The 26,138-nt window shown below is 67.8% G+C and carries 25 protein-coding genes and 1 riboswitch; of the genes, 15 read left to right on the top strand and 10 right to left on the bottom strand.

Features of this window, described 5'->3' with window-relative positions:
* Position 1 precedes the first annotated feature (1 nt).
* The gene (locus IFT82_RS06335; RefSeq protein ID WP_192125471.1) at positions 2-2,089 is read left to right on the top strand and encodes a catalase; all 2,088 of its coding nucleotides are present in this window, start codon (positions 2-4) and stop codon (positions 2,087-2,089) included.
* Positions 2,090-2,262: 173 nt separating this feature from the next.
* Here IFT82_RS06335 and IFT82_RS06330 read toward each other — a convergent pair whose 3' ends face one another.
* From IFT82_RS06330 to IFT82_RS06320, 3 genes are all read right to left on the bottom strand, one after another.
* Positions 2,263-2,529 (bottom strand): DUF2312 domain-containing protein, encoded by a 267-nt coding sequence (locus IFT82_RS06330; RefSeq protein ID WP_115378452.1) that lies wholly within the window; start codon positions 2,527-2,529, stop codon positions 2,263-2,265.
* Between the two features lie 96 nt (positions 2,530-2,625).
* Positions 2,626-3,960, bottom strand: a complete 1,335-nt coding sequence (locus tag IFT82_RS06325) for a metal-dependent hydrolase family protein (RefSeq protein WP_192125470.1) — start codon at positions 3,958-3,960, stop codon at positions 2,626-2,628.
* Between the two features lie 51 nt (positions 3,961-4,011).
* Positions 4,012-4,305 carry a DUF1244 domain-containing protein gene (locus tag IFT82_RS06320; protein WP_192125469.1) on the bottom strand — a complete coding sequence of 98 codons (294 nt, stop codon included), beginning with the start codon at positions 4,303-4,305 and terminating at the stop codon, positions 4,012-4,014.
* Between the two features lie 76 nt (positions 4,306-4,381).
* Here IFT82_RS06320 and pyk point away from each other — a divergent pair, with 76 nt between their 5' ends.
* From pyk to IFT82_RS06260, 12 genes are all read left to right on the top strand, one after another.
* A complete protein-coding gene (gene pyk / locus IFT82_RS06315; RefSeq protein ID WP_192125468.1) occupies positions 4,382-5,845 on the top strand; it encodes a pyruvate kinase in 1,464 nt (487 codons plus the stop codon).
* A gap of 117 nt (positions 5,846-5,962) precedes the next feature.
* Positions 5,963-7,153: an MFS transporter gene (locus IFT82_RS06310; protein WP_192125467.1), complete on the top strand. Its 1,191-nt coding sequence runs from the start codon at positions 5,963-5,965 to the stop codon at positions 7,151-7,153.
* Between the two features lie 31 nt (positions 7,154-7,184).
* A complete protein-coding gene (locus tag IFT82_RS06305) occupies positions 7,185-9,239 on the top strand; it encodes a carbon starvation CstA family protein (RefSeq protein ID WP_274602217.1) in 2,055 nt (684 codons plus the stop codon).
* Positions 9,236-9,418 (top strand): YbdD/YjiX family protein, encoded by a 183-nt coding sequence (locus IFT82_RS06300; protein WP_192125466.1) that lies wholly within the window; start codon positions 9,236-9,238, stop codon positions 9,416-9,418. Before IFT82_RS06305 ends, IFT82_RS06300 begins: the two co-directional genes overlap by 4 nt.
* Before the next feature lie 58 nt (positions 9,419-9,476).
* The gene (locus IFT82_RS06295) at positions 9,477-10,238 is read left to right on the top strand and encodes a Crp/Fnr family transcriptional regulator (RefSeq protein WP_192125465.1); all 762 of its coding nucleotides are present in this window, start codon (positions 9,477-9,479) and stop codon (positions 10,236-10,238) included.
* A 2-nt stretch (positions 10,239-10,240) separates the two neighbouring features.
* Entirely contained in the window at positions 10,241-10,417 is a 177-nt protein-coding gene (locus IFT82_RS06290) for a DUF4169 family protein (protein ID WP_192125464.1), read from the top strand.
* Between the two features lie 85 nt (positions 10,418-10,502).
* Positions 10,503-11,240, top strand: a complete 738-nt coding sequence (locus IFT82_RS06285; protein WP_192125463.1) for a peptidylprolyl isomerase — start codon at positions 10,503-10,505, stop codon at positions 11,238-11,240.
* Positions 11,237-12,274 (top strand): tRNA preQ1(34) S-adenosylmethionine ribosyltransferase-isomerase QueA, encoded by a 1,038-nt coding sequence (gene queA / locus IFT82_RS06280; protein ID WP_192125462.1) that lies wholly within the window; start codon positions 11,237-11,239, stop codon positions 12,272-12,274. The genes IFT82_RS06285 and queA overlap by 4 nt, the downstream gene beginning before the upstream one ends.
* On the top strand, positions 12,271-12,810 hold the full coding sequence (locus tag IFT82_RS06275) for an EF-hand domain-containing protein (RefSeq protein ID WP_192125461.1): 540 nt from the start codon (positions 12,271-12,273) through the stop codon (positions 12,808-12,810). Before queA ends, IFT82_RS06275 begins: the two co-directional genes overlap by 4 nt.
* Complete coding sequence (gene tgt, locus IFT82_RS06270; protein WP_192125460.1) at positions 12,807-13,943, top strand: tRNA guanosine(34) transglycosylase Tgt; 1,137 nt, start codon at positions 12,807-12,809, stop codon at positions 13,941-13,943. The genes IFT82_RS06275 and tgt overlap by 4 nt, the downstream gene beginning before the upstream one ends.
* Entirely contained in the window at positions 13,940-14,143 is a 204-nt protein-coding gene (locus IFT82_RS06265) for a hypothetical protein (protein WP_192125459.1), read from the top strand. The genes tgt and IFT82_RS06265 overlap by 4 nt, the downstream gene beginning before the upstream one ends.
* Positions 14,144-16,987 (top strand): M16 family metallopeptidase, encoded by a 2,844-nt coding sequence (locus tag IFT82_RS06260; RefSeq protein WP_192125458.1) that lies wholly within the window; start codon positions 14,144-14,146, stop codon positions 16,985-16,987.
* A 23-nt stretch (positions 16,988-17,010) separates the two neighbouring features.
* On the opposite strand, the gene IFT82_RS06255 is transcribed toward IFT82_RS06260, so the two are convergent.
* Together IFT82_RS06255 and IFT82_RS06250 are read right to left on the bottom strand one after the other, a co-directional pair.
* On the bottom strand, positions 17,011-17,349 hold the full coding sequence (locus IFT82_RS06255; RefSeq protein WP_192125457.1) for a hypothetical protein: 339 nt from the start codon (positions 17,347-17,349) through the stop codon (positions 17,011-17,013).
* 164 nt (positions 17,350-17,513) lie between these two features.
* Positions 17,514-17,846 (bottom strand): hypothetical protein, encoded by a 333-nt coding sequence (locus IFT82_RS06250; protein WP_192125456.1) that lies wholly within the window; start codon positions 17,844-17,846, stop codon positions 17,514-17,516.
* 159 nt (positions 17,847-18,005) lie between these two features.
* On the opposite strand from IFT82_RS06250, the gene IFT82_RS06245 reads away from it, so the two are divergent.
* Together IFT82_RS06245 and IFT82_RS06240 are read left to right on the top strand one after the other, a co-directional pair.
* Positions 18,006-19,586: an aldehyde dehydrogenase (NADP(+)) gene (locus tag IFT82_RS06245; RefSeq protein WP_192125518.1), complete on the top strand. Its 1,581-nt coding sequence runs from the start codon at positions 18,006-18,008 to the stop codon at positions 19,584-19,586.
* Positions 19,587-19,670: 84 nt separating this feature from the next.
* A complete protein-coding gene (locus IFT82_RS06240) occupies positions 19,671-20,582 on the top strand; it encodes a DMT family transporter (RefSeq protein ID WP_192125517.1) in 912 nt (303 codons plus the stop codon).
* On the opposite strand, the gene IFT82_RS06235 is transcribed toward IFT82_RS06240, so the two are convergent.
* The 5 genes from IFT82_RS06235 to gcvT form a co-directional block, all read right to left on the bottom strand.
* Complete coding sequence (locus tag IFT82_RS06235; protein WP_192125455.1) at positions 20,569-21,075, bottom strand: CcdC protein domain-containing protein; 507 nt, start codon at positions 21,073-21,075, stop codon at positions 20,569-20,571. The genes IFT82_RS06240 and IFT82_RS06235 overlap by 14 nt on opposite strands.
* Before the next feature lie 56 nt (positions 21,076-21,131).
* Positions 21,132-22,733: an aminomethyl-transferring glycine dehydrogenase subunit GcvPB gene (gene gcvPB, locus IFT82_RS06230; protein WP_192125454.1), complete on the bottom strand. Its 1,602-nt coding sequence runs from the start codon at positions 22,731-22,733 to the stop codon at positions 21,132-21,134.
* A complete protein-coding gene (gene gcvPA, locus IFT82_RS06225; protein WP_192125453.1) occupies positions 22,730-24,088 on the bottom strand; it encodes an aminomethyl-transferring glycine dehydrogenase subunit GcvPA in 1,359 nt (452 codons plus the stop codon). The genes gcvPB and gcvPA overlap by 4 nt, the downstream gene beginning before the upstream one ends.
* A 144-nt stretch (positions 24,089-24,232) precedes the next feature.
* Complete coding sequence (gene gcvH, locus IFT82_RS06220; protein ID WP_192125452.1) at positions 24,233-24,601, bottom strand: glycine cleavage system protein GcvH; 369 nt, start codon at positions 24,599-24,601, stop codon at positions 24,233-24,235.
* Between the two features lie 3 nt (positions 24,602-24,604).
* The gene (gcvT, locus tag IFT82_RS06215; protein ID WP_192125451.1) at positions 24,605-25,810 is read right to left on the bottom strand and encodes a glycine cleavage system aminomethyltransferase GcvT; all 1,206 of its coding nucleotides are present in this window, start codon (positions 25,808-25,810) and stop codon (positions 24,605-24,607) included.
* 175 nt (positions 25,811-25,985) lie between these two features.
* Positions 25,986-26,080, bottom strand: a riboswitch (glycine riboswitch).
* Positions 26,081-26,138: the final 58 nt, after the last annotated feature.

Here is a 26,138-nt window from a genome sequence, read left to right as displayed (position 1 = left end):
CATGACCGATACGCTCGCCCGCAATCCCGGCAATGGCGGTGAAACGCATCAGGTGACCGATGCCGACCACCCCGTGCTGACCACCAACCACGGCACGCCGATCAGCGACAACCAGAACCAGTTAAAGGCGGGCGCACGTGGCCCCGTGTTGATCGAGGACGAAGTCTTCCGCGAGAAGATGAATCACTTCGATCACGAGCGTATCCCGGAACGCATCGTCCATGCCCGCGGCTCTGCGGCGCACGGCTATTTCGAATGCACCGAAAGCCTTGCCGACATCACCGTCGCCGACATGTTCCAGAAGAAGGGGCAGCGCACCGAAGTGTTCACCCGCTTCTCCACCGTCGCGGGTGGCGCGGGATCGGTCGATACGCCGCGCGACGTGCGTGGCTTCGCGGTCAAGTTCTACACCCGCGAAGGCAATTGGGACCTTGTCGGAAACAACATCCCGGTGTTCTTCATCCAGGACGCGATCAAGTTCCCCGACCTGATCCACGCCGCCAAGATGGAGGCGGATCGCGGCTATCCGCAGGCGGCAACCGCGCACGACACCTTCTGGGACTTCATCAGCCTGATGCCCGAATCGACCCACATGATCATGTGGGCGATGTCCGACCGCACGTTGCCGCGCACCTTCGCCAATATGGAGGGGTTCGGCGTCCACACCTTCCGGTTCATCAACAAGGAGGGCAAGTCGACCTTCGTGAAGTTCCACTGGAAGCCGAAGGCGGGTCTGGCCTCGACGATCTGGGACGAGACGGTGAAGATCGCCGGTGCCGATCCCGATTTCCAGCGGCGGAACCTGTTCGAGAGCATCGATCGCGGTGACTTCCCGACCTGGGAACTGGGCGTGCAGCTGTTCGACGAGGAATTCGCGAACATCCAGCCCTATGACGTGCTCGACGCGACCAAGATCATTCCGGAAGAAGTGTTGCCGGTGAAGATCGTCGGCCGGATGGTGCTGGATCGCTATCCCGACAATTTCTTCGCAGAAACCGAGCAGGCGGCCTTCGTGCCCAGCCATGTCGTGCCAGGTATCGGCTTCTCCAACGATCCGCTGCTGCAGGGCCGGCTGTTCAGCTACACTGATACGCAGTTGTCGCGGCTCGGTTCGGTCAATTTCCACCAGTTGCCGATCAACTCGGCGAAGGGTCGGGCTGCCGCCGCCGGTTGTCCGTTCATGAACCAGCAGCGCGACGGGCACATGCAGATGGCGGTGCCCAAGGGCCGCGCCAATTACGAGCCCAACAGCCTGGCGCAGGCAGGTGAGGAAGCCGGCGCGCGCGAGGATCCGGAGAAGGGTTACAAGACCTTCCCGTCCGAGGAACAGGGCCAGAAGCTCCGCATCCGGCCGGAGAGCTTCGCGGACCATTACAGCCAGGCGCGGTTGTTCTTCCGGTCGATCGACCCGGCCGAGCAGGCGCATCTCGCCTCCGCGCTGGTGTTCGAACTGTCGAAAGTGTCGCTGCCGCACATTCGCAATGCGGTGATGGCGAATCTGCGCAACGTCGACGAGACGCTGGCACAGCGCGTGGCGGACGGTCTGGCGATGGACCTGCCGCCTGCGTCGAATACGGCGGCGCCGGTGCTGGACATGGACGTATCGCCCGCGCTCCGCATCATTCGCGGGCCGCTGGAAAAGCATACGCTGGAAGGTCGCACGGTCGGCATCCTGTTCGCCGATGGTACCGATGCCGGCGCGTTGAAGTCGGTGACGGAGGCGGTGAAGGCCGCCGGTGGCACACCGCTGACGATCGCGCCCAAGGTCGGCAAGGTTCCGCTGTCGGACGGGTCGTCGGTACAGGCGAATGCGCAGTTGTTCGGCCAGCCATCCGTCACGGTCGATGCCTGTGCGGTGATCCTGTCGGAGGCGGCCTGTGCCAAGCTGGTCAAGGAGGGTGCGGCGGTCCAGTGGGTGATGGACGCGTTCGGGCACCTGAAGGCGATCGGCCATAATCCCGCTGCCAAGCCGCTGCTCGACAAGGCCGGCGTCGAGGCGGACGAGGGCGTGACCGATCTGGCCGGCTTCGTCGAGGCCGCCAAGAAGCGTTATTGGGACCGCGAGCCGAACGTCCGCACGCTGGCGTAAACGAACGGATCGGATGAAGGCGAGGCAGCGCACGAGCGTCGCCTCGCCTTCACTGGCGGCGCCTTTCCAATCGGCCCCAGAGGGCACGGGAGCAGGATCGAACGTCGATCCCTTCCTGCCCCCCAAGGAGATCAAACGGGTCGCGCAGGGCCAACCGGACGCGCCCTGCAAAATCAGATCATGCCGAGCGCCTGCATATAGACTTCGAGGATCGCCTCCTCCTCCTGATATTCTTCCTTCTTCTTCTTGCGGATCGACAGGATCTTGCGGATCGCCTTGGGGTCGTAGCCGCGGCCCTTGGCCTCGGCCATCACGTCCTTGATGTCGTCGGCGATGCCCTTCTTTTCTTCTTCCAGTCGTTCCGCACGCTCGATCAGGAGCCGCAGTTCGTCGGCGGCAACGTGTCCGCCGCCCATGCCTTCGCCGCGTTCTTCAGCCATCGTCATATCCATATGATGCGCCGCGCGGCCCGCGAAGCGCGGGGGCGGCAGGGTTGATTCATCGGTATGACGGCGCGTCTAGGCGGTTCGCCCGCCTCACTCAATGGGGGCGGCACCGCGCTGGCGCACGATGGTGCCGCCATGCATCACGAACTCCACCGCCTCCAGTCGGCGTACGTCGTCGAGCGGCGATCCGGCGACCGCGATCAGGTCTGCCGCCTTGCCCGGTGCCAGCGTGCCGATCCGGTCGGACTGGCCCAGCAGATCGGCCGCCGCGACGGTGGCGGTGCGGATCGCCTGCGCCGGGGTCATGCCGACCTTGTCCACCAGCAGCGCGAACTCCTGCGCATTGATGCCGTGTTTCGACACGCCGCTGTCGGTGCCGAACGCGAACTTCACACCGGCCTGATAGGCCTTGCGGTGGCTGGTCACCATCGCCGCGGCGGCGGCCTCCGCCTTGGGAATGGTGGCGGGCGGCAATTGTCCGGCCCGCGCCTGGGCCAGCGCGGCGACGGGCGCGATCTCGGTCGGGACCAGATAGGCGCCGGTCTTCTTCAGCAGCGCCACCGCCTCGTCGTCGAGGAAGCTGCCATGTTCGATCGAATCGACCCCCGCGACCAGCGCCGCCTTCGTGCCGTCGGCAGCATGGCTGTGCGCGGCGACCTTGCGGCCGAGGTCGTGCGCGGTTTCGACGATCGCCAGCATTTCCTGTGGCGTGAAAGCCCGTCCGAGGCCGCCCGACACGTTCGACAGGACGCCGCCGGTCGCGGTGATCTTCACCACCTGTGCGCCCAGCCCGATCTGGCGACGCGTCGCGCGACGGCAGTCGTCGGGGCCGTTGCAGGTATTGTCGTACAGTTCGGCGACGGCATGGGCGAACGGTTCGGCCAGGCCGTTGGTCGGATCGCCATGACCGCCCGTCACCGAGATCGCGGTGCCGGCGTTGACGATCGTCGGTCCGGTCACATCGCCCCGGTCGATCGCATCGCGCAACGCGCGGATGCCGCGCGGGTCGCCACCCAGATCGCGGACGGTGGTGAAGCCCGCCATCAGCGTGGCACGCGCATTCCCCACGCCATAGAGCACGTCGTCGGCGGGTTCGGTGTTGAGCGCGGTCATCCGCGATCGCACCGGATCACCGCCGATGCCGAGCAGATGGACATGCATGTCGATCAGCCCCGGCAACACGAACCGGTCGCGGAGATCGACCAGCGCTGCGCCCGCTTCCGGTGCGACGAATCCGTCGCGGATCTCCGCGATCTTGCCGCCACGCACGATCACCGTACTGGGGCCGCGTGGTCGCTCGCCGGGGCGATCGAGCAAAGTGCCGGCCTGGATGAATGTCACCCGCCCCGATCCGGGCGGCACATCCTGCGCCATCGCGGTGCCCGTCAGCGATGCGGCCAGCACGGCCGCCAGCATCCTGTTCATGATCTTGTTCCCCCGGTTTGGACAGCAGGGTTGCCCGAACCGGGAGGCCGGTCAAGCCGCGTTGCGGGCGACGCTGTCCTTCATGCGCGCCAGTTGCTCCGGCGTCGCCTCGGCCTGATGGCGATCCTTCCATTCGGCATAGGGCATACCGTAGATCGTCTCGCGGGCGGTATCGCGATCGAGGCCGGCTGCTTCCTGCGTCCAGTCCGACAGGCAGTTGCGGCAGAACCCCGCCAGCCCCATCAGGTCGACATTCTGCGCATCGGTGCGGTGCCGCAAATGCCGCACCAGCCGGCGGAAAGCAGCGGCGGCGGCGGCATCATCGAGCCGGTCAAGAGAATCCATTTACATGCTCCACGGTTGATCGTCGTCAAATAGGGGTTACAGGACAAAACGATATCCCGCCGGAAAGATGAATCGCATGAACCAAGCTATCGCCCCCCGATCGCGCAAGGTGCGTGTGCTCGCCACCCTTGGCCCTGCCAGTTCCGATCCCGCCATGATCGCTGCCCTGTTCGAGGCGGGGGCGGATGCGTTCCGGATCAACATGAGCCATGGCGACCAGCAGTCGAAGGTGCCGATCATCCGCGCGATCCGCGCGATGGAGGAACGCTATGGCCGCCCGACCACGATCCTCGCCGACCTGCAGGGGCCGAAGCTGCGTGTCGGTCGCTTCGTCGAAGGGCGAATCGAACTGGTGAAGGGCCAGACCTTCGTCTTCGATCGCGATCCGACGCCGGGCGACATCACCCGCGTCGAACTGCCCCATCGGGAAATCTTCGCGGCGATCGAACCGGGCGCCCGGCTGCTGCTCGACGACGGCAAGCTGGTGCTGCACGTCACCAGCCACGATGCCGACCGGATCGTCACGACGGTGACGGTCGGCGGCACGCTGTCGAACAACAAGGGCCTGAACGTGCCCGACGTGGTCGTGCCGATGGCGGCGCTGACCGAAAAGGATCGCAGCGACCTGACCTTCGCGGTCGAACAGGGGGTCGACTGGATCGCCTTGTCGTTCGTCCAGCGCCCGGAAGATCTGATGGAGGCACGCGGCCTCATCAAGGGCAACGCCGCGCTGCTCGCCAAGATCGAAAAGCCCGCCGCGATCGAGCGGCTGGAGGAGATCGTCGAGCAATGCGACGGCGTGATGGTGGCGCGGGGCGATCTGGGTGTGGAAATGCCGCCGGAGCAGGTGCCGCCGCTCCAGAAGCGCATCGTCGAGGTGTCGCGCCGCATGGGCCGGCCGGTGGTGGTCGCCACGCAGATGCTCGAATCGATGATCAAGAGCCCGTCGCCGACCCGCGCTGAGGTGTCCGACGTCGCGACCGCGATCTATGACGGCGCGGATGCGATCATGCTGTCGGCCGAAAGCGCGGCGGGCGATTGGCCGACCGAATCGGTCGCGATGATGAACGCGATCGGCAACGCGGTGGAACGCGATCCGGGTCACGGCGACCGCGTGCACTTCACGGTGATGAAGCCCGACCCCACCACTGCCGATGCCATGGCGGAAGCCGCCAAGGGCATCGCGCGCACCACATCGGCGACGGCGATCATCTGCTTCACCACCAGCGGCTCGACCGCGCGGCGCGTCGCGCGCGAGCGGCCAGCGGTGCCGATCCTGGTCCTGACGCCACGGCTGGAGACGGCGCGGCGGCTCGGCCTGCTCTGGGGTACGCACGCGGTCCATACCCGCGACGTCGAATCGTTCGAGGAGATGGTCGCCAAGTCGAAGCGGATGGCGCTGCGCCACGGCATCGCCAAGGCAGGCGATCAGGTGATCCTGATGGCAGGCGTCCCCTTCCGCACGCCGGGATCGACCAACGTCCTGCACGTGGTGCGGCTGACCGGGGACGAACTGAAGAACTACAGCAACGAGTTGTGATGTCGCCGCCCCTCCCGATCATGGGAGGGGCCTTCAGCCACCATGGTTGCACCGTCTGCATCCGCGATAACGGTCAGTGCGGTTGACGTAGGTCTTGCGGCGCACGACGTGGCGGCGATGACCAGCATCGCCGCACCGCTGCGACCGGGCGCCGCCACCGTGCGACCCGGCATCGTTCACCTCGCGCTCGCCGTCGGCGGGTTCGCGATCGGCACCACCGAATTCGCAACGATGAGCCTGTTGCCGGCGATGGCCGCGGATCTCGGCATCGACGAGCCGACGGCAGGACACGTCATCAGCGCCTATGCGCTGGGCGTCGTCGTCGGCGCGCCGACGATCGCGGTGGCGTCGGCACGGATGTCGCGGCGGACGTTGCTGATCGTGCTGATGACGATGTTCGCGATCGGCAATGCCGCCTCTGCGATCGTGCCGTCCTACCACGCGATGCTGGTCGCCCGGTTCCTGAGCGGACTGCCGCACGGCGCCTATTTCGGCATCGCCTCGCTGGTCGCCGCCTCGCTGGTGCCGCCGGAGCGACGGACGCGTGCGGTGGGGCGGATCATGCTGGGGCTGACGATCGCGACCGTCGTCGGCGTGCCCGTCGCCAGCCTGGTCGGGCAGTTCGCCAGCTGGCGCTGGGCGCTGGGCGCCGTCGCGATCCTGGCGCTGGCCACCGCCGCGCTGGTCGCGCATTTCGCGCCACGCGATCCCGCCAATCCGACCGCCGACCCCTTGCGCGAACTGAACGCCCTGCGCCGGTCGCAGGTGTGGCTGACGCTGGGCACCGGGGCGATCGGGTTCGGCGGGCTATTCGCGGTCTACACCTATCTCGCCTCGACCCTGAACGAGGTGACGCGGGTTGGCCCCGGCTTCGCCTCGATCGTGTTCATGGTGTTCGGCATCGGCATGACGCTGGGCAATCTGATCGTGCCACGCTTCGCGGACCGGGCGCTGATGCCGACCGCGGGGGCGCTGTTGCTGTGGTCGGCGGTGGCGCTGGCGCTATATCCGCTCGCCGCGCACAGCCCGGCGCTGGTGCTGATCGACGTGCTGGCGATCGGCATCGGCGGCGCGCTCGGCACCATCCTCCAGACCCGGTTGATGGATGTCGCGGGCGATGCGCAGGCACTGGCCGCCGCGCTCAACCATTCCGCGTTCAACGTCGCCAATGCGATCGGGCCGATGGCGGGTGGCCTGGCGATCGCCGCCGGGTTCGGGCTGGGATCGACCGGGCTGGTCGGGGCCGGGCTGGCGCTGGGCGGTCTCGCGATCTGGGCGGTCTCGCTGGCGGTGGCACGCCGGGGCTGATACACCGCTCCCAACGACCATAGGGGGCGGAATGACGACAGGCATGACGGTGCGCGACAAGCTCGGCTGGGGCGCGGTCGCCATACTCGGCGCGGGGGCGCTGGCGGTGGTGGCGACCAGCCGGGGCGAGAACATCAACGCCCTGTGGATCGTCACCGCGGCGGTCTGCACCTACATCATCGCCTATCGCTTCTATGCGAAGTTCATCGCGACCCGCGTGTTGGGGATCGATCCGTCGCGGCCGACCCCGGCGGTGCTCCGGGCCGACGGCCTCGATTACGTCGCCACCGACCGGCGCGTGCTGTTCGGCCACCATTTCGCGGCGATCGCCGGCGCGGGGCCGCTGGTCGGGCCGGTGCTGGCGGCGCAGATGGGCTATCTGCCGGGTACCTTGTGGATATTGGCGGGTGTCGTGCTGGCCGGGGCGGTGCAGGATTTCCTCGTCCTGTTCATCTCGATGCGGCGCGACGGTCGGTCGCTGGGCGAACTTGTCCGGATGGAGATGGGCGCGGTGCCCGGCACGATCGCGCTGGTCGGGGCCTTCGCCATCATGGTCATCATCCTCGCGGTGCTGGCGCTGATCGTGGTCCGCGCGCTGGCGGAAAGCCCGTGGGGGCTGTTCACCGTCACCGCCACCATCCCGCTCGCGCTGCTGATGGGCTGTTACACCCGCTGGCTGCGGCCGGGCCGGATCGGCGAGGTGTCGGTCATCGGCCTGATCGGGCTGTTCGCGGCGATCATCCTCGGCGGTCAGGTCGCCGCCTCGTCATGGGCGCCGTTCTTCACGCTGACGCCGGTGCAACTGTGCTTCGCGCTGATCGGCTATGGCGCGGTCGCCGCGCTGCTGCCGGTATGGCTGTTGCTGGCGCCGCGCGATTACCTGTCCACCTTCCTCAAGATCGGCGCGATCGTCGCGCTGGCGCTGGGTATCGCGATCATGGCACCGCCGCTGAAGATGCCGGCGCTGACGCCGTTCATCCATGGCGGCGGGCCGGTCTGGTCGGGCACGCTGTTCCCGTTCCTGTTCATCACCATCGCCTGCGGTGCGGTGTCCGGCTTCCACGCGCTGATCGCCAGCGGTACCACCCCCAAGCTGATCGCGAGCGAGGGCGATGCCCCGCTGATCGGCTATGGCGCGATGCTGGCGGAAAGCTTCGTCGCGATCATGGCGCTGGTCGGCGCGTCGATCCTCGACCCCGGCCTGTATTTCGCGATGAACAGCCCGGCGGCGATCGTCGGCACCGATCCCGCCAGCGCGGCGGCAGCGGTGACGGCGATGGGCTTCCCGATCGACGCGGCGATGCTGGCACAGACCGCGCGCGACGTGGGCGAACATACCGTCATCAGCCGCACCGGCGGCGCACCGACGCTGGCGGTGGCGATGGCGGAAATCTTCAGCCACGTCGTCGGCGGGCCGGCGATGAAGGCGTTCTGGTATCACTTCGCCATCCTGTTCGAGGCGCTGTTCATCCTGACCGCGGTCGATGCCGGCACCCGTGCCGGACGATTCATGCTGCAGGATCTGATGGGTCTGGTGTCCCCCCGCTTCCGCGACAGCGACGCGTGGGCGCCGGGGCTGATCGCCACCTTCCTGTGCGTGGGGGCGTGGGGATTCTTCCTCTATCAGGGCGTCACCGATCCGCTGGGCGGGGTGAACACGCTGTGGCCGCTGTTCGGCATTTCCAACCAGATGCTCGCGGCGGTCGCGCTGGTGCTGTCGACGGTGGTGCTGTTCCGCATGAAGCGCGAGCGTTACGCCTGGGTCACCGCCCTGCCCGCCGCGTGGCTGGTCGCCTGCACCGGCACCGCCGGTTTCCAGAAGCTGTTCCACCCCGATCCGGCGATCGGGTTCCTGGCGCATGCCCGCAAGTTCGGCGACGCCCTGGCGGAGGGACGGGTACTCGCGCCGGCCAAATCGCTCGACCAGATGGCGCGGGTGGTGATGAACGACCGGATCGACGCCGCCCTGTGCGCGCTGTTCCTGGCGGTGGTGACGGCGATCCTGGTCTACGGCATCCGCGCCTGCCTGCACGCACGCCGGCTGTCGATGCCCAGCGTCAGCGAAACGCCGGCGGTGGCGGCATGACGCTGTTGGCGCTGATCGCGGAGACGGCCCGATCGATGGTCGGCATGCCGTCCTATACCGCCTATCGCCAGCACATGGCCACGCATCATCCCGATGCGGCACCGATGGATGAGGTCGCCTTCTTCCGCGACCGGCAACAGGCCCGTTATGGTGGCAAGGGCGGCGGCCGATGCTGCTGATTCGCCCCATCCCGGCTGGATTGCCGTTTACCGATGATTATGCGAGGCTGACTGTCCCATGATGCTCGCCAGTCCGCTAGGTTTTCGTCGCAGCGCCCTGACGCGCCGCCTGTCGCACTACCTCACGCTGACGGAGGCGGAAGATCGCGCGCTCGAAGCGGCGGAGGAGCGCGAGCGCCGGGTCACCGCCGGTGAACCGCTGGTCGAGGCGAGCCAGCCGATCGATCGGCTGTTCGTCGTCCAGCATGGCTGGCTGCACAGTTCGGTGCGGCTGCGCGACGGGGGCCGCCAGATCCTGCGCTTCCATTATCCCGGCGACCTGATCGGCGTGTCGTCGATCGCCTGGTCGCAGGCGGCGACCACGCTGACCGCGGTCAGCGACTGCATCGTCAGCGAACTGCCCAAAACGCAGCTCGGCCGGCTGTTCGCCGCGCAGGGGCGGATTGGCGGGCTGCTCTATGCGATCGCCGCAGCGGAAAGCGTGGCGATGAGCGACCGGCTGACCGCGATCGGCCGAATGAACGCGATCCAGCGGCTGGCGACGCTGCTGCTCGACATCACCGCGCGGCTGCGGGTCACGGCGGGCGGCGTGGTCGACACGATCGAATTGCCGCTGACGCAGGCGGATATCGGCGACGCGCTCGGCCTGACCAAGGTGCATGTCAACCGCACCTTCCGCGAGATGGAGAAGCGCGGCATGATCTCCCGCGCCGGTCGTCGCCTGAAGATTCTCGACGAGCCGGGACTGATCGATTTCACCGGCTTCGTCGATCGCCATGCGGTGATCGCGACCGACTGGTTGCCGCCACTGCTGGGATAGCCATGGCGGAGATCATCAACCTGCGTCGCGCCCGCAAGGCGAAGGCCCGGATCACCGCCGCGGCGCAGGCGGAGGCCAACCGCATCGCCTTCGGCCGCACCAGGGCGGAACGACAGGCCACCGCCGCCGATGCCGATCGCGCCCGCCGCCTGCTCGACGGAGCGAAACGCGAGGAATAGCCGTCCCTCCCCCTGCCGAGGTTCAGTTTGGCGCAAGGCGGGATTTGCTCTACAGGATCGCCCGTCCCCTCCAGAGTGGTATTCCATGCGCTGTATCGCCGGTTTGTTCGTGTTCGCCGCCTGTCTCGCCGCGCCGCTTGGCGCCCAGCAACTGATCGATCCGGGGATCAAGGATCGCGCCACCCCGCCGTTGACGACGGACAAGGAAAACCTGCTGCTGCTCGACCTGTCAACCGGCGGGCGCGTCACCATCTGGCTGCGGCCGGACGTGGCGCCCAAGACGGTGGCCCAGATCAAAACGCTGACCCGCCAGCACTTCTATGACGGGCTGACGTTCCACCGCGTGATCGACGGCTTCATGGCGCAGGGCGGCGATCCCAAGGGCGACGGCACCGGCGGCTCCACCCTCCCCAACATCCCGGCCGAGTTCAACTATCTGCCGCATGTGCGCGGCGCGGTGGCGGCGGCGCGCGCGGATGCCAAGGATTCGGCGAACAGCCAGTTCTACATCGTGCTCCAGCCGCGTCTCGCGTTGGACAAGAAATACACCGTGTTCGGCCGGGTGATCGACGGCATGGCCTTCGTCGACACGATCGAGCGTGGCGAGCCGCCCGCGAACCCCAGCCGCATCGTCCATGCCTATATCGCGGCGGACAATCCCCCCGCCTATGTCGCGGCACCCGCCCCGGTTCCGACCGGGCTCGGGGCACCGGTGACGTTGCCGGGTACCGGGCCGGGCAATGGCACTCCCGCCGGCACCGCCGCGCCGAAGCGTGCCGCCCCAACCATGGCGCCGGCGCGCAAGGCGGCACCCCGCCGTTGAAGGTCGATCTGTTCGACTTCGCCCTGCCGGCGGAGCGTATCGCCCTGCATCCCGCCTCCCCACGCGATGCCGCACGGATGCTGGTGCTTAACGGGGATGTCACGATCGACCGCACGGTCGGCGACCTGCCCGCTTCGCTGCGCGCGGGCGACTGTCTGGTCTTCAACGACACCCGCGTCATTCCCGCGCAACTCGACGGGCGACGGGGCGAAGCGCGGATCGGCGCGACGCTGCACAAGCGCGAGGGACCACGCCGATGGCGGGCGTTCGTGCGCGGCGCCAAACGCCTGCATGATGGCGACACGATCGATTTCGGTCACGACGTCACCGCGATCAGTACCGCGCGCGGCGAGGATGGCAGCTGGGCACTCGACTTCGCCGGGGACGAACCCGTCGAACTGCTGCTGGAGCGGGCGGGCCGGATGCCGTTGCCGCCCTATATCGCGCAGAAGCGGGGGATCACGCCGCAGGATGCGGACGATTACCAGACGATGTTCGCCGCCGATCCCGGCGCGGTCGCCGCCCCCACCGCCGCGCTGCACTTCACGCCCGCGCTGATGGCGGCGCTGGCGGCACACGGCATCGCGCACGAGACGCTGACGCTGCATGTCGGCGCGGGCACCTTCCTGCCGGTGAAGGCGGACGATACGGTCGACCACCGGATGCACGCCGAATGGGGCCGGATCGACGGCGCAGTCGCCGATCGGCTCAACGCGGTGCGTGCCGCCGGGGGCCGGGTGATCGCGGTCGGCACCACCTCGCTCCGTCTGCTCGAAAGCGCCACAGGCGAGGACGGCGTAATCGCCCCGTTTGAGGGCGACACCGCGATCTTCATCACCCCCGGCTACCGCTTCCGCGCGATCGACGGGCTGATGACCAATTTCCACCTGCCGCGATCCACCCTGTTCATGCTGGTATCGGCGCTGATGGGGACCGACCGGATGCAGGCCGCCTATGCCCATGCGATTGCGGCAGGCTATCGTTTCTACAGCTATGGCGATGCGTCGCTGCTTCTGCCGGACGATCGCTCATGATCCTGCTCGCCCTGCTGCTCCAGACGGCCACCGCGCAGGAACCGCCCGAGATCATCGTGCCCGCCCCTGCCCGCCCCTCCGCGCAGACGCCGGCGACGATCGTGGTGGAACCGGTTGCGATGTTCGTCGCCGCCTGCGACGCGGACGGCGACGGACTGACCGAACGCTATGAACTGACGCCGTGCGTGCAGCGGTCGTTCGAGGCGATCGATACCGCGAAGACGGGCAAGCTGCGTTACTTCGCCTTCGCCGACTGGGCGCTGCGGTATCTGGGCGATCGCAATGCGCTGCCCAGCCCGTTCGATGTCGACAAGGACGGCGACAACATGGTGTCGCTGGACGAATTGCAGGCGCAGTTCCAGAAGCTCTATTCGCGTTTCCACCGCAGCGGCGCCGGGATCACCCGTGCCGACCTGCTCACCTTTCGCACCGGCCCGGTCGATGCCAACGGCCCGACCAGGCCCGGCCTTCCCAAACGGGGCAAGGACGGCAAGCCCGCCCCCGCCGATCGCCCCGAGGGACGCAAGCCACGATGACCCGTTTCGCCTTCACCATCGCCGCCACCGATGGGCGCGCGCGCACCGGCAGCATCGCGATGCGCCGCGGCACGATCCGCACCCCCGCCTTCATGCCGGTCGGCACCGCCGCCACCGTGAAGGCGATGAGGCCCGGCGATGTCGAGGCGGCGGGTGCCGACATCATTCTGGGCAACACCTATCACCTGATGCTGCGCCCCGGCGCGGAACGGGTCGCACGGCTGGGGGGCCTGCACGGCTTCATGGGCTGGAACCGCCCGATCCTGACCGACAGCGGTGGTTATCAGGTGATGAGCCTCGCCGATCTGACCAAGCGGTCCGAAGAAGGAGTGTCGTTCAAAAGCCATCTCGACGGCACGCGCCACCTGCTCAGCCCCGAACGCTCGATGGAGATCCAGCGCCTGCTCGACTCCGACATCGTCATGGCGTTCGACGAACTGGTGCCGACCACCTCGACTCGCGAGGTGCAGGCGGCGGCGATGGAACGGTCGATGCGCTGGGCGAAGCGATCGCGCGACGGTTTCGACGCCGGCGGGGCGCACGCGGAGGGTGCGGCGCTGTTCGGCATCCAGCAGGGCGCGCTGGACGAGGGCCTGCGCAAGGCATCGGCGGACGCGCTGATCGATATCGGCTTCGACGGCTATGCGGTCGGCGGTCTCGCGGTGGGTGAGGGACAGGCGGCGATGTTCGGCTGCCTCGACTTCGCGCCCGGTCAGTTGCCGGCGGACAAGCCACGATACCTGATGGGCGTCGGCAAGCCGACCGATATCGTCGGCGCGGTGGAGCGCGGTATCGACATGTTCGATTGCGTGCTGCCGACGCGGTCGGGTCGCACCGGTCAGGCATTCACGCGCCAAGGCCCGGTCAACATCCGCAACGCCCGCCATGCCGAGGATCAGGGACCGATCGACCCCGGCTGTCCCTGTCCCGTGTGCGCGACGTGGAGCCGTGCCTATCTCCACCACCTCGTCAGGGCCGGCGAGATTCTGGGGGCGATGTTGATGACGGAACACAACATCTGGTTCTACGAGACGTTGATGGCGGATCTGCGCACGGCGATCACGGCCGGCGGGCTGACTGCCTTCGCCGACGATTTCCGGGCACGATACCAGCAAGCAGGAGAGAACAAGTGACCGACACCACCGAAGACCAGCCCAACGAGATCCTCGCCGCCGCGGCAGAGGCCAAACAGCAGGCGGAAGCGGCCGCCGCCGCCCTGAAGGACAAGGCGAAGGCATGGCCGCTTGCCAGGATCGGCCTGGGAGTAGGCATCGGTTCCGCCGCCGTGGCCGCAGCGGTGCTGTTCGCCGGTCGCACCCGCAAGGATCGCTGAATGACCCGCCGCCTCGCCCTGCTGCTCGCGACCGCCATCCCCACCACGGTCGCAGCGCAGGCGGGGCAGCCACCCGCCCCGGCCGTTCCCGCGACGACGGTGCAGCCGATCGCGTTCACCACGCGCACGCTGGCCAACGGCCTGCGCGTCTATGCGCTGCGCGATACCACCACCCCCAACGTATCGGTGCAGGTGTGGTACGATGTCGGATCGAAGGACGATCCCAAGGGCCGGTCCGGCTTCGCGCACATGTTCGAACATCTGATGTTCAAGGCGACACGTAATCTGGTGCCGGAACAGATGGACCGGCTGACCGAGGATGTCGGTGGCTACAACAACGCGTCGACCGGCGACGACTATACGAACTATTATGAGGTGGTCCCCGCCAACCACCTGCAACGCCTGTTGTTCGCGGAGGCGGACCGGATGGCCAGTCTGGTGGTCGAGCCCACCAGCTTCGCCTCCGAACGCGAGGTGGTGAAGGAGGAATTGCGCCGCTCCACGCTGGCGCGTCCCTATGGCAAGCTGTTCTCCACCTATCTGTCGGCGGCGTCCTATGCGGTGCATCCCTATGCCCGCTCGACGATCGGCAGCATCGACGAATTGCAGGCCGCCTCGATCGACGATGTCCGCGCCTTCCACGCGACCTATTACCGGCCCGACAATGCGATCCTCGTCGTGTCCGGCAATTTCGATCCCACGCAACTGGATGCGTGGATCGACCGCTATTTCGCGCCGATCAAGCGCCCTGCCGGTCGGATCCCGCGCGTGACCGTCGTCGAGCCGCCGCGCACCGCGCCAGTCGGCCGTACCGTCTACGAACCCAATACGCCCCTGCCCGCCGTCATGATGAGCTGGCAGGTTCCACCGGACAACGCCGCCGACACCCCGGCACTGTCGGTGTTGCAGACGGTGCTGGCGGCCGGCGAAAGTTCGCGCCTGTACGAGAACGTCGTCTATCGCGAACAGCTGGCACAGGATGCCGCCGCGTTCCTCGACACCAAAAAGGGCACCGGCAACCTGGTCGTCTATGCGATCCTCGCCGGCGGCAAGACGGTGGCGGCGGGAGAGGCGGCATTGACGCGGGAGGTCGCCCGCTTCCGCGACGCCCCCGTCTCGGCGGCGGAACTGGCCGAAGCCAAGAACCAGATCCTTACCGCCGCGATCAGGAGCCGCGAGACGGCCGAGGGCAAGGCGCAACTGATCGCCTCATCCGTGATCGTCGATGGCGATCCCCATGCCGCCGACCGGCAACTGGCCGCGATCGCGGCGGTGACCGCCACCGATGTGCAACGGGTCGCGCAGCGCTATCTGGGGGCGAACCAGTCCGTCACGATCCGTTACCTGCCCGACGGCGCGCGTCCGGCGGCGGGCGGCGGCGACACGATCGCGGTCGCCCCGACGGTGCGGACCGTATCGCTCGCGCCGCCCGCGACCATTGCGGTCGTAACGCCCGCAACCGGGGCGGCACGCCTGTTGCCGCCGCCACCTGCCGCGCCGATCGCGGCGACCTTGCCGCAGTCGGTGGAGACGACGCTGCCCAACGGCCTGCGCATCGTCACCGTGGAGCGCCACACGCTGCCGCTGGTCACCGCCGCGCTGATCGCGACGGGTGGTGGCGCCACCGATCCGGTGGCACGCGCCGGGGTCGCGGACCTGACCGCGACGCTGCTGACCAAGGGGACCGCCACCCGGTCCGCGACGGATATCGCCCGGCAGGTGGAGGCGCTGGGCGGCTCGATCGCCAGTGGCGCGGATCGCGACGGTGCTTCGGTGACGTTGACGGTGAAGTCGGATCAGCTTGGCACCGCCATGCCGATCCTCGCCGATGTCGCGATGCACCCCGCCTTCGCGACGGCGGAGATCGAACGGGCCCGCGCGCAGTCGATCGATGCGGTGACGGTGGCGATGAAAAGCCCCGGCGAACTGGCGACAATGGTCGCCGGCCGTGCCGTGTTCGGCACCGGTCCCTATGCCGCGCCGCTGGCGGGCACGCCATCGTCGCTGAAGGCGATCGCGCCGGCCGACATCGCCCGCTCCTATGCCGGCACCTGGACGCCGGCACGCACCACGCTGGTGATGGTGGGTGACATCACGCCAGCAGCCGCCACCGCCTTGGCGATGGCCCGGTTCGGTACCTGGCAAGGCAAGCCATCGACAGCACCCACCCTTTCGCCGGTTACCGCCGCTACACCACGGGTGATCGTCGTCGACATGCCATCGGCCGGGCAGGCGGGGGTCGTGGTGGCCCGCGCCGGCATCGCGCGTACCGATCCGCGTTATTATCCGCTCAGCGTCGGCAATACCGTATTGGGCGGCGGCTTCTCGTCACGGTTGAGCCAGGAAATCCGGATCAAGCGCGGGCTTGCCTATACCGCGGGCAGCAGCATCGCCGCCCGTCGACTAGGTGGCAGCATCGCCGCGCAGACCCAGACGAAGAACCCTTCCGCCACCGAAACCGTGCAGTTGATCGCGGCGGAGATGACGCGGATGGGCCGCGAACCGGTGCCCGCCACCGAACTGGACGCGCGCAAGGCGGTGTTGATCGGCGGATTCGGTCGCGCGATCGAAACAACGGATGGCATCGCCGACATCGTCGGCGACTATGTCGTGCAGGGCGTGCCATTAAAGGAAATCGGTCTGTATGCATCCCGCATCGAGGGGGTCGATCCGGCGATGGTCCAGGCCGCCGCCGCGGCGCTGCTCGATCCAAGCGTGGCCAGCATCGTCGTGGTCGGCGATGCGAAGGCGTTCATCGAACCGTTGCGCCGTCTTTATCCCTCGGTCGAGGTGATCCCGGAAGCGGCGCTCGATCTGGATACGCCGACACTCCGCCGCCCCTGAAGGGACGGCGGAGTTCGCGGCAATCAGCGATAGCGGCGATCGTTCTGACGGTCGTTCTTCTCGTACCGGACCCGCGCCGCCAGTGCATCGTAACGGCGATCGAGGTCGCGACGCTCGCTGGCGCTGAGGCCGTTCGAACGACGATACTGGGCCTCAAGCCGATCGAGCTGGCGCAGATCGGTCTGGATGCGGCGCGCCTCCGGACGGTTCAGGCGACCGCTGCGGATCCCCTGATCGATCCGCCGGTCCAGCACCGCCTGCCGCTGCGCGATCGGGCGCCAGCCGGCCTGCGCACTGGCGGCGACCGGGGTGGCAGCGGCGACGAGGCTGAGTGCGGCGGCGGTGATGGCGATGATCTTCATGGTGAAGCTCCTTTAAGAATGACGGGGCCGTTGCTGGCCTCGACGATCAAGATGGGGGCGACGTGTAACGCCCATGTCCCGCAAACCCGCCAAAATTGTCATGGATTGTCGCAACTTCGCCAGGTTCGTTCAGAAAATGGGGAACGGACTTCAACCGGCCGCCCTCATTGACCGCCCGTCGCGGCCGCCGTTCCGCGATCGGTCGCGAGACTGGGCGCCGGCCCCGTTGCGGGACGCAGCGACTCGCGCAGTTCGGGTGGTACCGGTGCGGTGGGATCGGGGCGGAAGGCATCGGGCGCGCGGGTGTGGATGTCCACCGGTGGCGCATCGGCGGAAAGGTCGGGGGCCGCATGCTCGGCCGGGTTGCCGCGCCGACGCGAGGCGAAGAGCAATGCCACCGCCGCCCCACCCAGCCCGATGGCCGCGGTGCCCGCCGCGATCATCGACACGCCCAGCGTCTTGGGTTGTTGCTTCTGCTTGTTGCGTTTGACGGTCATGCTGTACTGTCCCTTCGATCGAGATGTCCGGTCAACGGCGATCCGCCCCCCTCGTTCCCGATCGACCCCGCCGGCATGTCGTGGCAATAGTCCGACTAGGCTTTCCGTCGACAGCGACTATATGCGGGGGAACGATCCCCCCTTGAAGGAATGACGATGATGATCGACGGAGCCATGTTGATCGGCGGCGACGCACGCCAGGCACCGGCCCGCTTCACCGCGGTCGAGCCGGCGACGGGCAACAGCCTGACCCCCGATTTCTCCTCGGCCGATGCCGCTGCCGTAGACGAGGCATGCGCGCTCGCCGACGCCGCGTTCCCGGCCTATGCCGCCACCGATCCGGAAACCCGTGCGGCATTTCTGGAGGCCATCGCCGCCAACATCATCGCGATCGGCGACGACCTGATCGTCCGGGCCATGGCGGAAAGCGGCCTGCCGCGCGCCCGGCTGGAAGGTGAGCGGGGCCGTACCGTCGGCCAGCTAAAGATGTTCGCGCAGGTCGTGCGGCAAGGCGACTGGCTGGATACCACGATCGATCCCGCGATGCCCGATCGCGCGCCGCTGCCCCGGCCCGATCTTCGCCGCATCAACGTGGCGGTCGGTCCGGTCGCGGTGTTCGGTGCGTCGAACTTCCCGCTCGCCTTCTCGGTGGCGGGTGGCGATACCGCCTCCGCGCTGGCGGCGGGCTGCCCGGTGGTCGTGAAGGGCCATCCGGCGCATCCCGGCACCGGCGAGCTGGTGGCGCGTGCGATCGCCGAGGCGGTGACGGCAAGCGGCCTGCCGGCCGGTGTCTTTTCGTATCTGCCCGGCGAAACCAACGAACTGGGTGGCGCGCTGGTCGCCGATGCCCGTATCCGTGCGGTCGGGTTCACCGGCTCGCGGGCCGGTGGACTGGCACTGGTGCGGATTGCCGCGCAGCGTGACGAACCGATCCCGGTCTATGCCGAGATGTCGAGCATCAACCCCGTCATCCTGTTCCCCGCCGCGCTGGCGGCACGGGGCGAGGCACTGGGCAGCGCGTTCGTCCAGTCGCTGACGATGGGGGCCGGCCAGTTCTGCACCAATCCCGGTCTGGTGCTGGCCGTGGACGGTCCCGATCTCGACGCGTTCATCGCCACCGCCGCGACCACGATGACCGACAGCCAGCCGGCGACGATGCTGTCGCCGGGCATCCATGCCAGCTTTGAAAAGGGTGTCGACGCACTCGCCAGCCATCGTGCCGTGCGCAGCGTCGCGCGGGGCGTGACCGGCGAGGGCGTCAATCAGGCTGTCGGCGCGATCTTCGAGACGGACGCGGCCAGCTTCCTGGCCGATCGGGCGCTGGGGCATGAGGTGTTCGGTTCGTCTTCGGTCGTCGTCCGCTGTCGCGACCTTGCCGAGGTTTCGACCGTCGTCGCCTCGCTCGAAGGGCAGCTCACCGCCACGTTGCACATGGATCCGGCGGACGAGGCGGATGCCGCGACGCTGATCCCCGTGATCGCCCGCCGGGTCGGTCGCATCCTCGCCAATGGCTGGCCGACCGGTGTGGAGGTCGCCCCCGCGATGGTCCATGGTGGCCCCTTCCCCGCCACTAGCGACGGCCGCACGACCTCGGTCGGGACGGCGGCGATCGAGCGCTTCCTGCGCCCGGTCTGCTTCCAGAACCTTGCCACGTCGCTGCTGCCGCCGGCGCTGGACGACGCCAATCCATGGGCGATCGCCCGCCGTCTCGACGGCAAGCGCGAGGCATCGCCGCGGTGAACCCGTGCAGCCCCTCCCTTGGCGGGGAGGGGCTGGTTGCCGCATAATGCTTGCCCGCCTGCCCCGATCACCTACAGCCTGCCCATGACCTCTGCCCCCGTCAGCGACCGCCTGTTGCCCGCGATAGGCCTGCGACTGATGTCGGTCGGGTTGTTCGCGACGATGAACGCCTGCATCAAACTGGCCGAGGCGCATGGTGCGGCGCTGGGCGAAATCCTGTTCTTTCGCCAGGCCGGGGCCGCCGTACTGGTCACGACCGTGATCGCCGCCGGCCCCGGCCTCGCCACGATCCGGACCCAGCGGATCGGCGCGCATGTGCTGCGTTGCGTCGTCGGGGTCATCAGCATGGCGTTCACCTTTGCCGCCCTGCTGGCGCTGCCGCTGGCGGAAGCGACGACGATCGCCTTCTCCACGCCGATCTTCGCGACGATCCTGGGTGCGGTGGTGCTGGGTGAGCCGACCGGGTGGCGCCGCTGGTGCGCGGTCGCGCTGGGCTTCGTCGGCGTGCTGATCGTGATGCAGCCGGGGGGCCATGCCATCCCGCTCTACGGCGCGGCCTGCGGGCTGGCCGCGGCGATGCTGACCGCGACGGTATTCATCCAGTTGCGCCAGATCGGCCGGACCGAACGCGCGCAGACCACCGTCTGGTGGTTCTCGGTCCTGTCGCTGTTGCCGCTGGGCATCGTGTTCGTATTGTCGATGCAACCCCATCCGCCGACGACGTGGTTGATCCTGATGTCGGTCGGGCTGGTCGGCGGGGGCGCGCAGTTGGCGATGACCGCGTCATTGCGGCGCGGCGCGGTGTCGCTGGTCGTGCCGTTCGACTATACATCCCTGCTTTGGGCCACTGCTTATGGCTGGCTGTTGTTCGGCAGTTTGCCGGGGGAGACGACGTGGATCGGGGCGCCGGTGATCGTCGCCAGCGGCCTCTACATCGTCTGGCGCGAACATCGCCGCCGGCAGGAGGCGACGCAGGCGGCGATCACGCCGGAATAGCGCGCGCCGCCAGCAACAGCCGTCGCGCGCGCAGGATCATCTCCAGCCGCTGCGCCGCGAACAATCCGAGTGCCATCGCCATCGCCATGTCGGTCACGGCCATCACGTCGAGATGCAGCCATCCCGATCCCGCCTGCGCGCCCTGACGCAACAGGACGATCGCGACGACGAACAGCAAGGCGGCCGGGGATGAGGTCTGGCTGATCGCATGGGTCGCGGGATCGATCGCGATCCGCATCGTCCGCCCGCGCTGCCAGCCCAATGTCGCACCGATCATCAGCGCGATCAGGCACCATGCCCAATTCCATCCCGTCGGGGGAAACCGCCCGTACATGGCGGTCACCACCACCGCATGGACGGCCGGCACGATCCACAGGCGGTCGATCCTGAGCGGCACCGGCCGGCTCATGCGACGCCATCTGAACGCCATGACGATGCCGATGACGATCGCGGTGATCGCATAAGTGACGACGCTGTTCTGGCCGGGCTGCATGACGGGCAGGATGTCCCGCCATGCAGCCCGCGTCCAGTATCCCGTTGGCGGGCCGCCTATTCCGCGGCGGCGGCCATCGGCGCCGGGTCTTTCCACGCCAGCACCGGCCGCCGCGCGGCCTGGGTTTCGTCCAGCCGGCTGCGCGGGGCGAAATGCGGTGCGGTCTTCAACGCCGGATCACCCGCCTTGGCACGTTCCGCCACCGACCGCAGCGCGCCGATGAACTGATCGAGCGCCGCCTTGGATTCGGTCTCGGTCGGTTCGACCAGCATCGCACCGTGGACGACCAGCGGGAAATACACCGTCATCGGGTGGTATCCCTCGTCGATCAGCCCCTTGGCCACGTCGAGTGTCGAGAACCCGTCAGCGAGGTTGGCGTCGGAGAACAACGCCTCGTGCATGCACGGTCCGGCCCCGGCGAAGGGCGCATCGAGCACGTCCTCCAACGAGCGCAGGACGTAGTTCGCATTCAGCACCGCGTCCTCGGCCACCTGCCGCAAGCCATCGGCACCATGGCTGAGGATGTAGGTCAGCGCACGGGTGAACATGCCCATCTGACCGTGGAACGCGGTCATCCGGCCGAAGCTGTCCAGTTTGCCGCCAAAATGCTCGACGGCGAACTCTTCGGCGCGTTCTTCCTCGATCAGGTGAACATGGCCGTCCTTGGTTCGGGCGGTATATGGCAGCGGCGCGAACGATGACAGCGCCTCCGACAGCACGACCGGGCCTGAACCGGGACCGCCGCCGCCATGCGGAGTGGAGAAGGTCTTGTGCAGGTTGATGTGCATCGCGTCGACGCCAAGGTCGCCGGGCCGCACCCGGCCGACGATCGCGTTGAAATTGGCGCCATCGCAATAGACGTAGCCGCCCGCCGCGTGGACCGCGTCCGAAATCTCCTTCAGATCGCGTTCGAACAGACCGCAGGTGTTGGGGTTGGTGATCATCACCGCCGCGACGTCCGGTCCCAGTCGCGCCTTCAGCGCCGCGGTGTCGACGCGGCCTTCGGCAGTGGCGGGAATATCCTCCACCTTGAAGCCCGCAAAGGCGGCGGTGGCGGGGTTGGTGCCGTGCGCGCTTTCGGGCACCAGCACGACCTTGCGATGCCCCTCGCCGCGCTTTTCCAGTGCTGCCTTGATGCACAGGATGCCGCAAAGCTCGCCATGCGCGCCCGCCTTCGGGCTCATCGCCACACCGTGCATCCCGGTCAGCTTGATGAGCCACACCGCCAGTTCGTTGATGACCTCCAGCGCGCCCTGCACCGTATCGACCGGCTGGAGCGGATGCACGTCCGCGAAGCCCGGCAACCGCGCCATCTTCTCGTTGAGACGCGGATTGTGCTTCATCGTACACGAGCCGAGCGGAAACAGCCCCAGGTCGATCGCATAGTTCTGGCGGCTGAGGCGGGTATAGTGCCGCACCGTCTCCGGCTCCGACAGACCCGGCAGGCCGATGGTCGTGTCACGGGCAAGGTTGCCGAGCCGGCTCTTGCCCTCCTGCGCCGGCGCGATGTCGACGCCCGTGGTCGTGGTATCGCCGATCTCGAAGATCAGCGCCTCTTCCAGCATCAGTGCCTTGTTACCGGTGAAGGTCGGGGCGGCGCCATCGGCGTTATCCTTGCCGGCCATCTCCGGCCGCCAGCCGCTTGCATTGATGCTCATGCCAATACCTCCTCAAGCGCGGCGGCCAGCGCCTCGACATCCTCTGCGGTGGTCGTTTCGGTCACCGCGACCACCAGCCCGTTGGCCAGTGCGTCCTGATCCGGATACAGCCGCCCCAGCGACACCCCGGCCAGGATGCCGCGATCGGCCAGCGTGCGGACCACCGGCCGCGCCTCCTGCGACAGCTTCAACGTGAATTCGTTGAAGAACACGTCGTTGACCAGTTCGACGCCCGGCACCCGCGCCAGCCGTTCCGCCGCCGCGACCGCGCCGGCATGGTTCACCGTCGCCAGCGCCCGCAGCCCCGCCTCGCCCAACAGCGTCATGTGGATCGAGAAGGCCAGCGCGCAGAGCCCGGAATTGGTGCAGATGTTGCTCGTCGCCTTTTCGCGGCGGATATGCTGTTCGCGCGTCGACAGCGTCAGCACGAAACCGCGCCGGCCATCGGCATCCACCGTCTCGCCGCACAGCCGGCCCGGCATCTGGCGGACATATTTGTCCTTGCAGCCGAACAGGCCGACATAGGGACCGCCGAACTGGAGTCCGACGCCCAGCGACTGCCCCTCGCCCACGACGATATCCGCATCCATCTCGCCGGGCGAACGGATCGCGCCCAGCGCCACCGGCTCGGTGACGACGGCGATCAGCAAGGCCTTCTTCGCGTGGCAGGCATCGGCCAGCGGCGTCAGGTCGGCGATGCGGCCGAGGATGTCGGGATACTGCACCACCACGCATGAAGTATCGTCGTCGATCTTCGCGATCAGCGCGTCCAGATCCATGTCCGCGACCAGCGTGGGCGACGTCGTATCCAGCACGTCGCCGGTGTACTTCGCCATCGTCTTCGCGACCGAGACGTAGTGCGGGTGCAGGCCGGACGACAGGATCGCCTTGCCGCGCCGCGTGATCCGCCGCGCCATGCCGATCGCTTCCCAGCAGGCAGTCGATCCGTCGTACATCGATGCGTTCGCCACGTCGGTTCCCAGCAGGCGCGCGACCTGCGTCTGAAACTCGAACAGCATCTGCAGCGTGCCCTGCGCGATCTCCGGCTGGTACGGCGTATAGGCGGTCAGGAACTCGCCCCGCTGGATCAGGTGATCGACCGAAGCGGGCACGTGATGCCGGTACGCGCCGCACCCCAAGAAGAACGGCACCTCGCCCGCCACGGTGTTGCGCCGCGCCAGCGCGGTCATGTGCCGCTCCACCGACAATTCGGAGGCATGGTTGGGCAGGCCGTGAACGGGGCCGTCGAGCCGTGCCGCCTCGGGCACGTCGACGAACAGGGCATCAATCGAATCGACCCCGATGACGGACAGCATCGCCTCGCGATCGGGCTGGGTAAGCGGCAGGTAGCGCATCTGTTGCTCCTCCCCTCCCATGGACGGGCGGGGCTGGGGTGGGTCGCGTCGTGAAGAATGGGGTCCGTCCGTCCGGCCGATGCCGTATCGCGGGCACTCACCCATCCCGCCCCCTCCCGCCAGGGCGGGAGGGGGATAAGTGGATCACAGCTTCGCGACGAACGCCTCGTACGCGGCTTCTTCCATCAGATCGTCCAGTTCGCTCTCGTCCGACAGGGTGATGCGGAAGAACCAGCCCTCACCCTCGGCATCGGAATTGACCAGATCGGGGGAGTCGGTCAGCGCGGTATTGCCTTCCAGCACCGTGCCCGACACCGGCGAATAGACGTCCGAGGCGGCCTTGACCGATTCAACCACGGCGGCCTCATCGCCCTTGCTCAGTTCGCGGCCATCAGCGGGCACGTCGACGAACACGATGTCGCCCAACTGGCCCTGGGCATATTCGGAGATACCGACCGTGCCGATCGAGCCTTCGACATCGATCCACTCATGATCTTCGGTGAAATAGCGCATTCTTCAAGCTCCCGTCATAGTGGATTGGCGGACATAGCGATGGGGAACGAACGGCATCGCCGCAACGGTCGCCTCGTGGATTTTGCCGCGCTGGACCAGCCGGATCGCGGTGCCGACGATCGCCAGCGCGGTGGGGACATAGGCCATGGCGATCGGCGCGCCGAGCGTGGGGGCGAAGCCGCCGCTGGTGACACGGCCGATCACCGCACCGTCTTCCGCGACCACCGACGCCCCTTCGCGCACCGGCTGGCGGCCGGTCACGATCAGGCCGACCCGCTTCGCCGCCGGGCCGTCCGCCCGTTCACCCAGAATGCGTTCCGCCCCGACGAAATCACCCGCCTCGCGCCGCCGCTTCGCCAGGGCGAAACCGAGGTCGGCCATCACCAGCGTCGTCTCCGGATCAAGATCGTGGCCATACAGCGGCAACCCTGCCTCCAGCCGCAGCGAATCGCGCGCGCCCAGCCCGATCGGCTTCACCTCCGGTTCGGCGCACAGCGCATCAGCGAAGGCAGCGGCGGCCTCGGCGGGGATCGACACCTCGAACCCGTCCTCACCCGTATAGCCCGACCGGCTGATCCACAGCGGCGTGCCCTGCCATTCGAACGCGCCCGCAGTCATGAACACCAGCGCCTCGACACCCGGCACCAGCCGCGCCACCGCCTCGACCGCCCTGGGTCCCTGCACCGCCAGCAGCGCCTGTTCGTCCTGCAGATTGATCGTCACATCGTCGGGCAACACGTCGAGCAGATAGCCGATATCGTCATATTTAGTCGCGCCGTTGACGACCAGATAGAGCTCGTCCTCACCCGCCGCATTGCGCCGCCGCGTCACCATCAGATCGTCGAGGATGCCGCCCTCGTCATTCAACAGCAGCGAATACCGGTTCCGGTTCTCGGTCAGGCCGACGATATCGCCCGGCAGCACCGCTTCCAGCGCCTTCGCCACCGTATCGATGCCGGCGTCGGCGGTCAGGACCAGCTGGCCCATATGACTAACGTCGAACAGACCGGCATTCTCGCGCGTCCACAGATGTTCGGCCATGATCCCGTCATACTGGACCGGCATTTCGTAGCCGGCGAACGCGACCATCCGGCCGCCACGGGCGCGGTGCCAGGCGTCGAGCGGCAGCAGCTGCGGTTCGTCATGCCCCTCGGGCGCATCTTCGACGTTCAGATCGGCGGGGGGAGGATTCAGGGTCGCGTCGGTCATGGTCCGCCTTTCGAAAAGGACGATCGCCGGCAGGCGAGCCCGCTTGGTCGATCCGAACCCCCTCTGTCACGGAACCTGAGAGCTTTCGCCCTGATTCATCGATCGATGAAGCACGGCTTACCCCTTCGGTGGCCCGGCGACCTGCAAGGTCATGGGCGCTTTCCAGAGTGTCGTATATCCTCGCGCGGTCCCTGGTGCCTGAGAGATTCCGGGGCGGTTGCTCCTTCGGCGCCCCCGGTTTTCCCCGAGGGTCTCTCCCGCGCGGGGCTTCGACGGACCAAGCTCTGGCCAGCCCCGCGAGTTTAGTCAATCGGCGATCGCGACACCC

The organism is Sphingomonas sp. CFBP 8760 (assembly GCF_014841615.1).
Taxonomy (GTDB): Bacteria; Pseudomonadota; Alphaproteobacteria; order Sphingomonadales; family Sphingomonadaceae; genus Sphingomonas.
The sequence above is the reverse complement of the archived record's forward strand: the minus strand, read 5'-3'. Positions and strand labels throughout refer to the sequence as shown.

Excerpts from the sequence above, each read along its gene's own strand:
- tgt (WP_192125460.1), top strand. The coding sequence starts at position 12,807 with ATGACCCGTTTCGCCTTCACCATCGCCGCCACCGATGGGCGCGCGCGC.
- IFT82_RS06295 (WP_192125465.1), top strand. The coding sequence starts at position 9,477 with ATGATGCTCGCCAGTCCGCTAGGTTTTCGTCGCAGCGCCCTGACGCGC.
- IFT82_RS06330 (WP_115378452.1), bottom strand. The coding sequence starts at position 2,529 with ATGGCTGAAGAACGCGGCGAAGGCATGGGCGGCGGACACGTTGCCGCC.
- IFT82_RS06245 (WP_192125518.1), top strand. The coding sequence starts at position 18,006 with ATGATCGACGGAGCCATGTTGATCGGCGGCGACGCACGCCAGGCACCG.
- IFT82_RS06300 (WP_192125466.1), top strand. The coding sequence starts at position 9,236 with ATGACGCTGTTGGCGCTGATCGCGGAGACGGCCCGATCGATGGTCGGC.
- IFT82_RS06250 (WP_192125456.1), bottom strand. The coding sequence starts at position 17,846 with ATGACCGTCAAACGCAACAAGCAGAAGCAACAACCCAAGACGCTGGGC.
- IFT82_RS06235 (WP_192125455.1), bottom strand. The coding sequence starts at position 21,075 with ATGCAGCCCGGCCAGAACAGCGTCGTCACTTATGCGATCACCGCGATC.
- gcvPB (WP_192125454.1), bottom strand. The coding sequence starts at position 22,733 with ATGAGCATCAATGCAAGCGGCTGGCGGCCGGAGATGGCCGGCAAGGAT.
- gcvH (WP_192125452.1), bottom strand. The coding sequence starts at position 24,601 with ATGCGCTATTTCACCGAAGATCATGAGTGGATCGATGTCGAAGGCTCG.
- IFT82_RS06310 (WP_192125467.1), top strand. The coding sequence starts at position 5,963 with ATGACCAGCATCGCCGCACCGCTGCGACCGGGCGCCGCCACCGTGCGA.
- IFT82_RS06255 (WP_192125457.1), bottom strand. The coding sequence starts at position 17,349 with ATGAAGATCATCGCCATCACCGCCGCCGCACTCAGCCTCGTCGCCGCT.
- IFT82_RS06240 (WP_192125517.1), top strand. The coding sequence starts at position 19,671 with ATGACCTCTGCCCCCGTCAGCGACCGCCTGTTGCCCGCGATAGGCCTG.
- IFT82_RS06320 (WP_192125469.1), bottom strand. The coding sequence starts at position 4,305 with ATGGATTCTCTTGACCGGCTCGATGATGCCGCCGCCGCCGCTGCTTTC.
- gcvPA (WP_192125453.1), bottom strand. The coding sequence starts at position 24,088 with ATGCGCTACCTGCCGCTTACCCAGCCCGATCGCGAGGCGATGCTGTCC.
- IFT82_RS06325 (WP_192125470.1), bottom strand. The coding sequence starts at position 3,960 with ATGAACAGGATGCTGGCGGCCGTGCTGGCCGCATCGCTGACGGGCACC.
- IFT82_RS06290 (WP_192125464.1), top strand. The coding sequence starts at position 10,241 with ATGGCGGAGATCATCAACCTGCGTCGCGCCCGCAAGGCGAAGGCCCGG.
- gcvT (WP_192125451.1), bottom strand. The coding sequence starts at position 25,810 with ATGACCGACGCGACCCTGAATCCTCCCCCCGCCGATCTGAACGTCGAA.
- IFT82_RS06275 (WP_192125461.1), top strand. The coding sequence starts at position 12,271 with ATGATCCTGCTCGCCCTGCTGCTCCAGACGGCCACCGCGCAGGAACCG.
- IFT82_RS06260 (WP_192125458.1), top strand. The coding sequence starts at position 14,144 with ATGACCCGCCGCCTCGCCCTGCTGCTCGCGACCGCCATCCCCACCACG.
- IFT82_RS06305 (WP_274602217.1), top strand. The coding sequence starts at position 7,185 with ATGACGACAGGCATGACGGTGCGCGACAAGCTCGGCTGGGGCGCGGTC.
- pyk (WP_192125468.1), top strand. The coding sequence starts at position 4,382 with ATGAACCAAGCTATCGCCCCCCGATCGCGCAAGGTGCGTGTGCTCGCC.
- IFT82_RS06285 (WP_192125463.1), top strand. The coding sequence starts at position 10,503 with ATGCGCTGTATCGCCGGTTTGTTCGTGTTCGCCGCCTGTCTCGCCGCG.
- IFT82_RS06335 (WP_192125471.1), top strand. The coding sequence starts at position 2 with ATGACCGATACGCTCGCCCGCAATCCCGGCAATGGCGGTGAAACGCAT.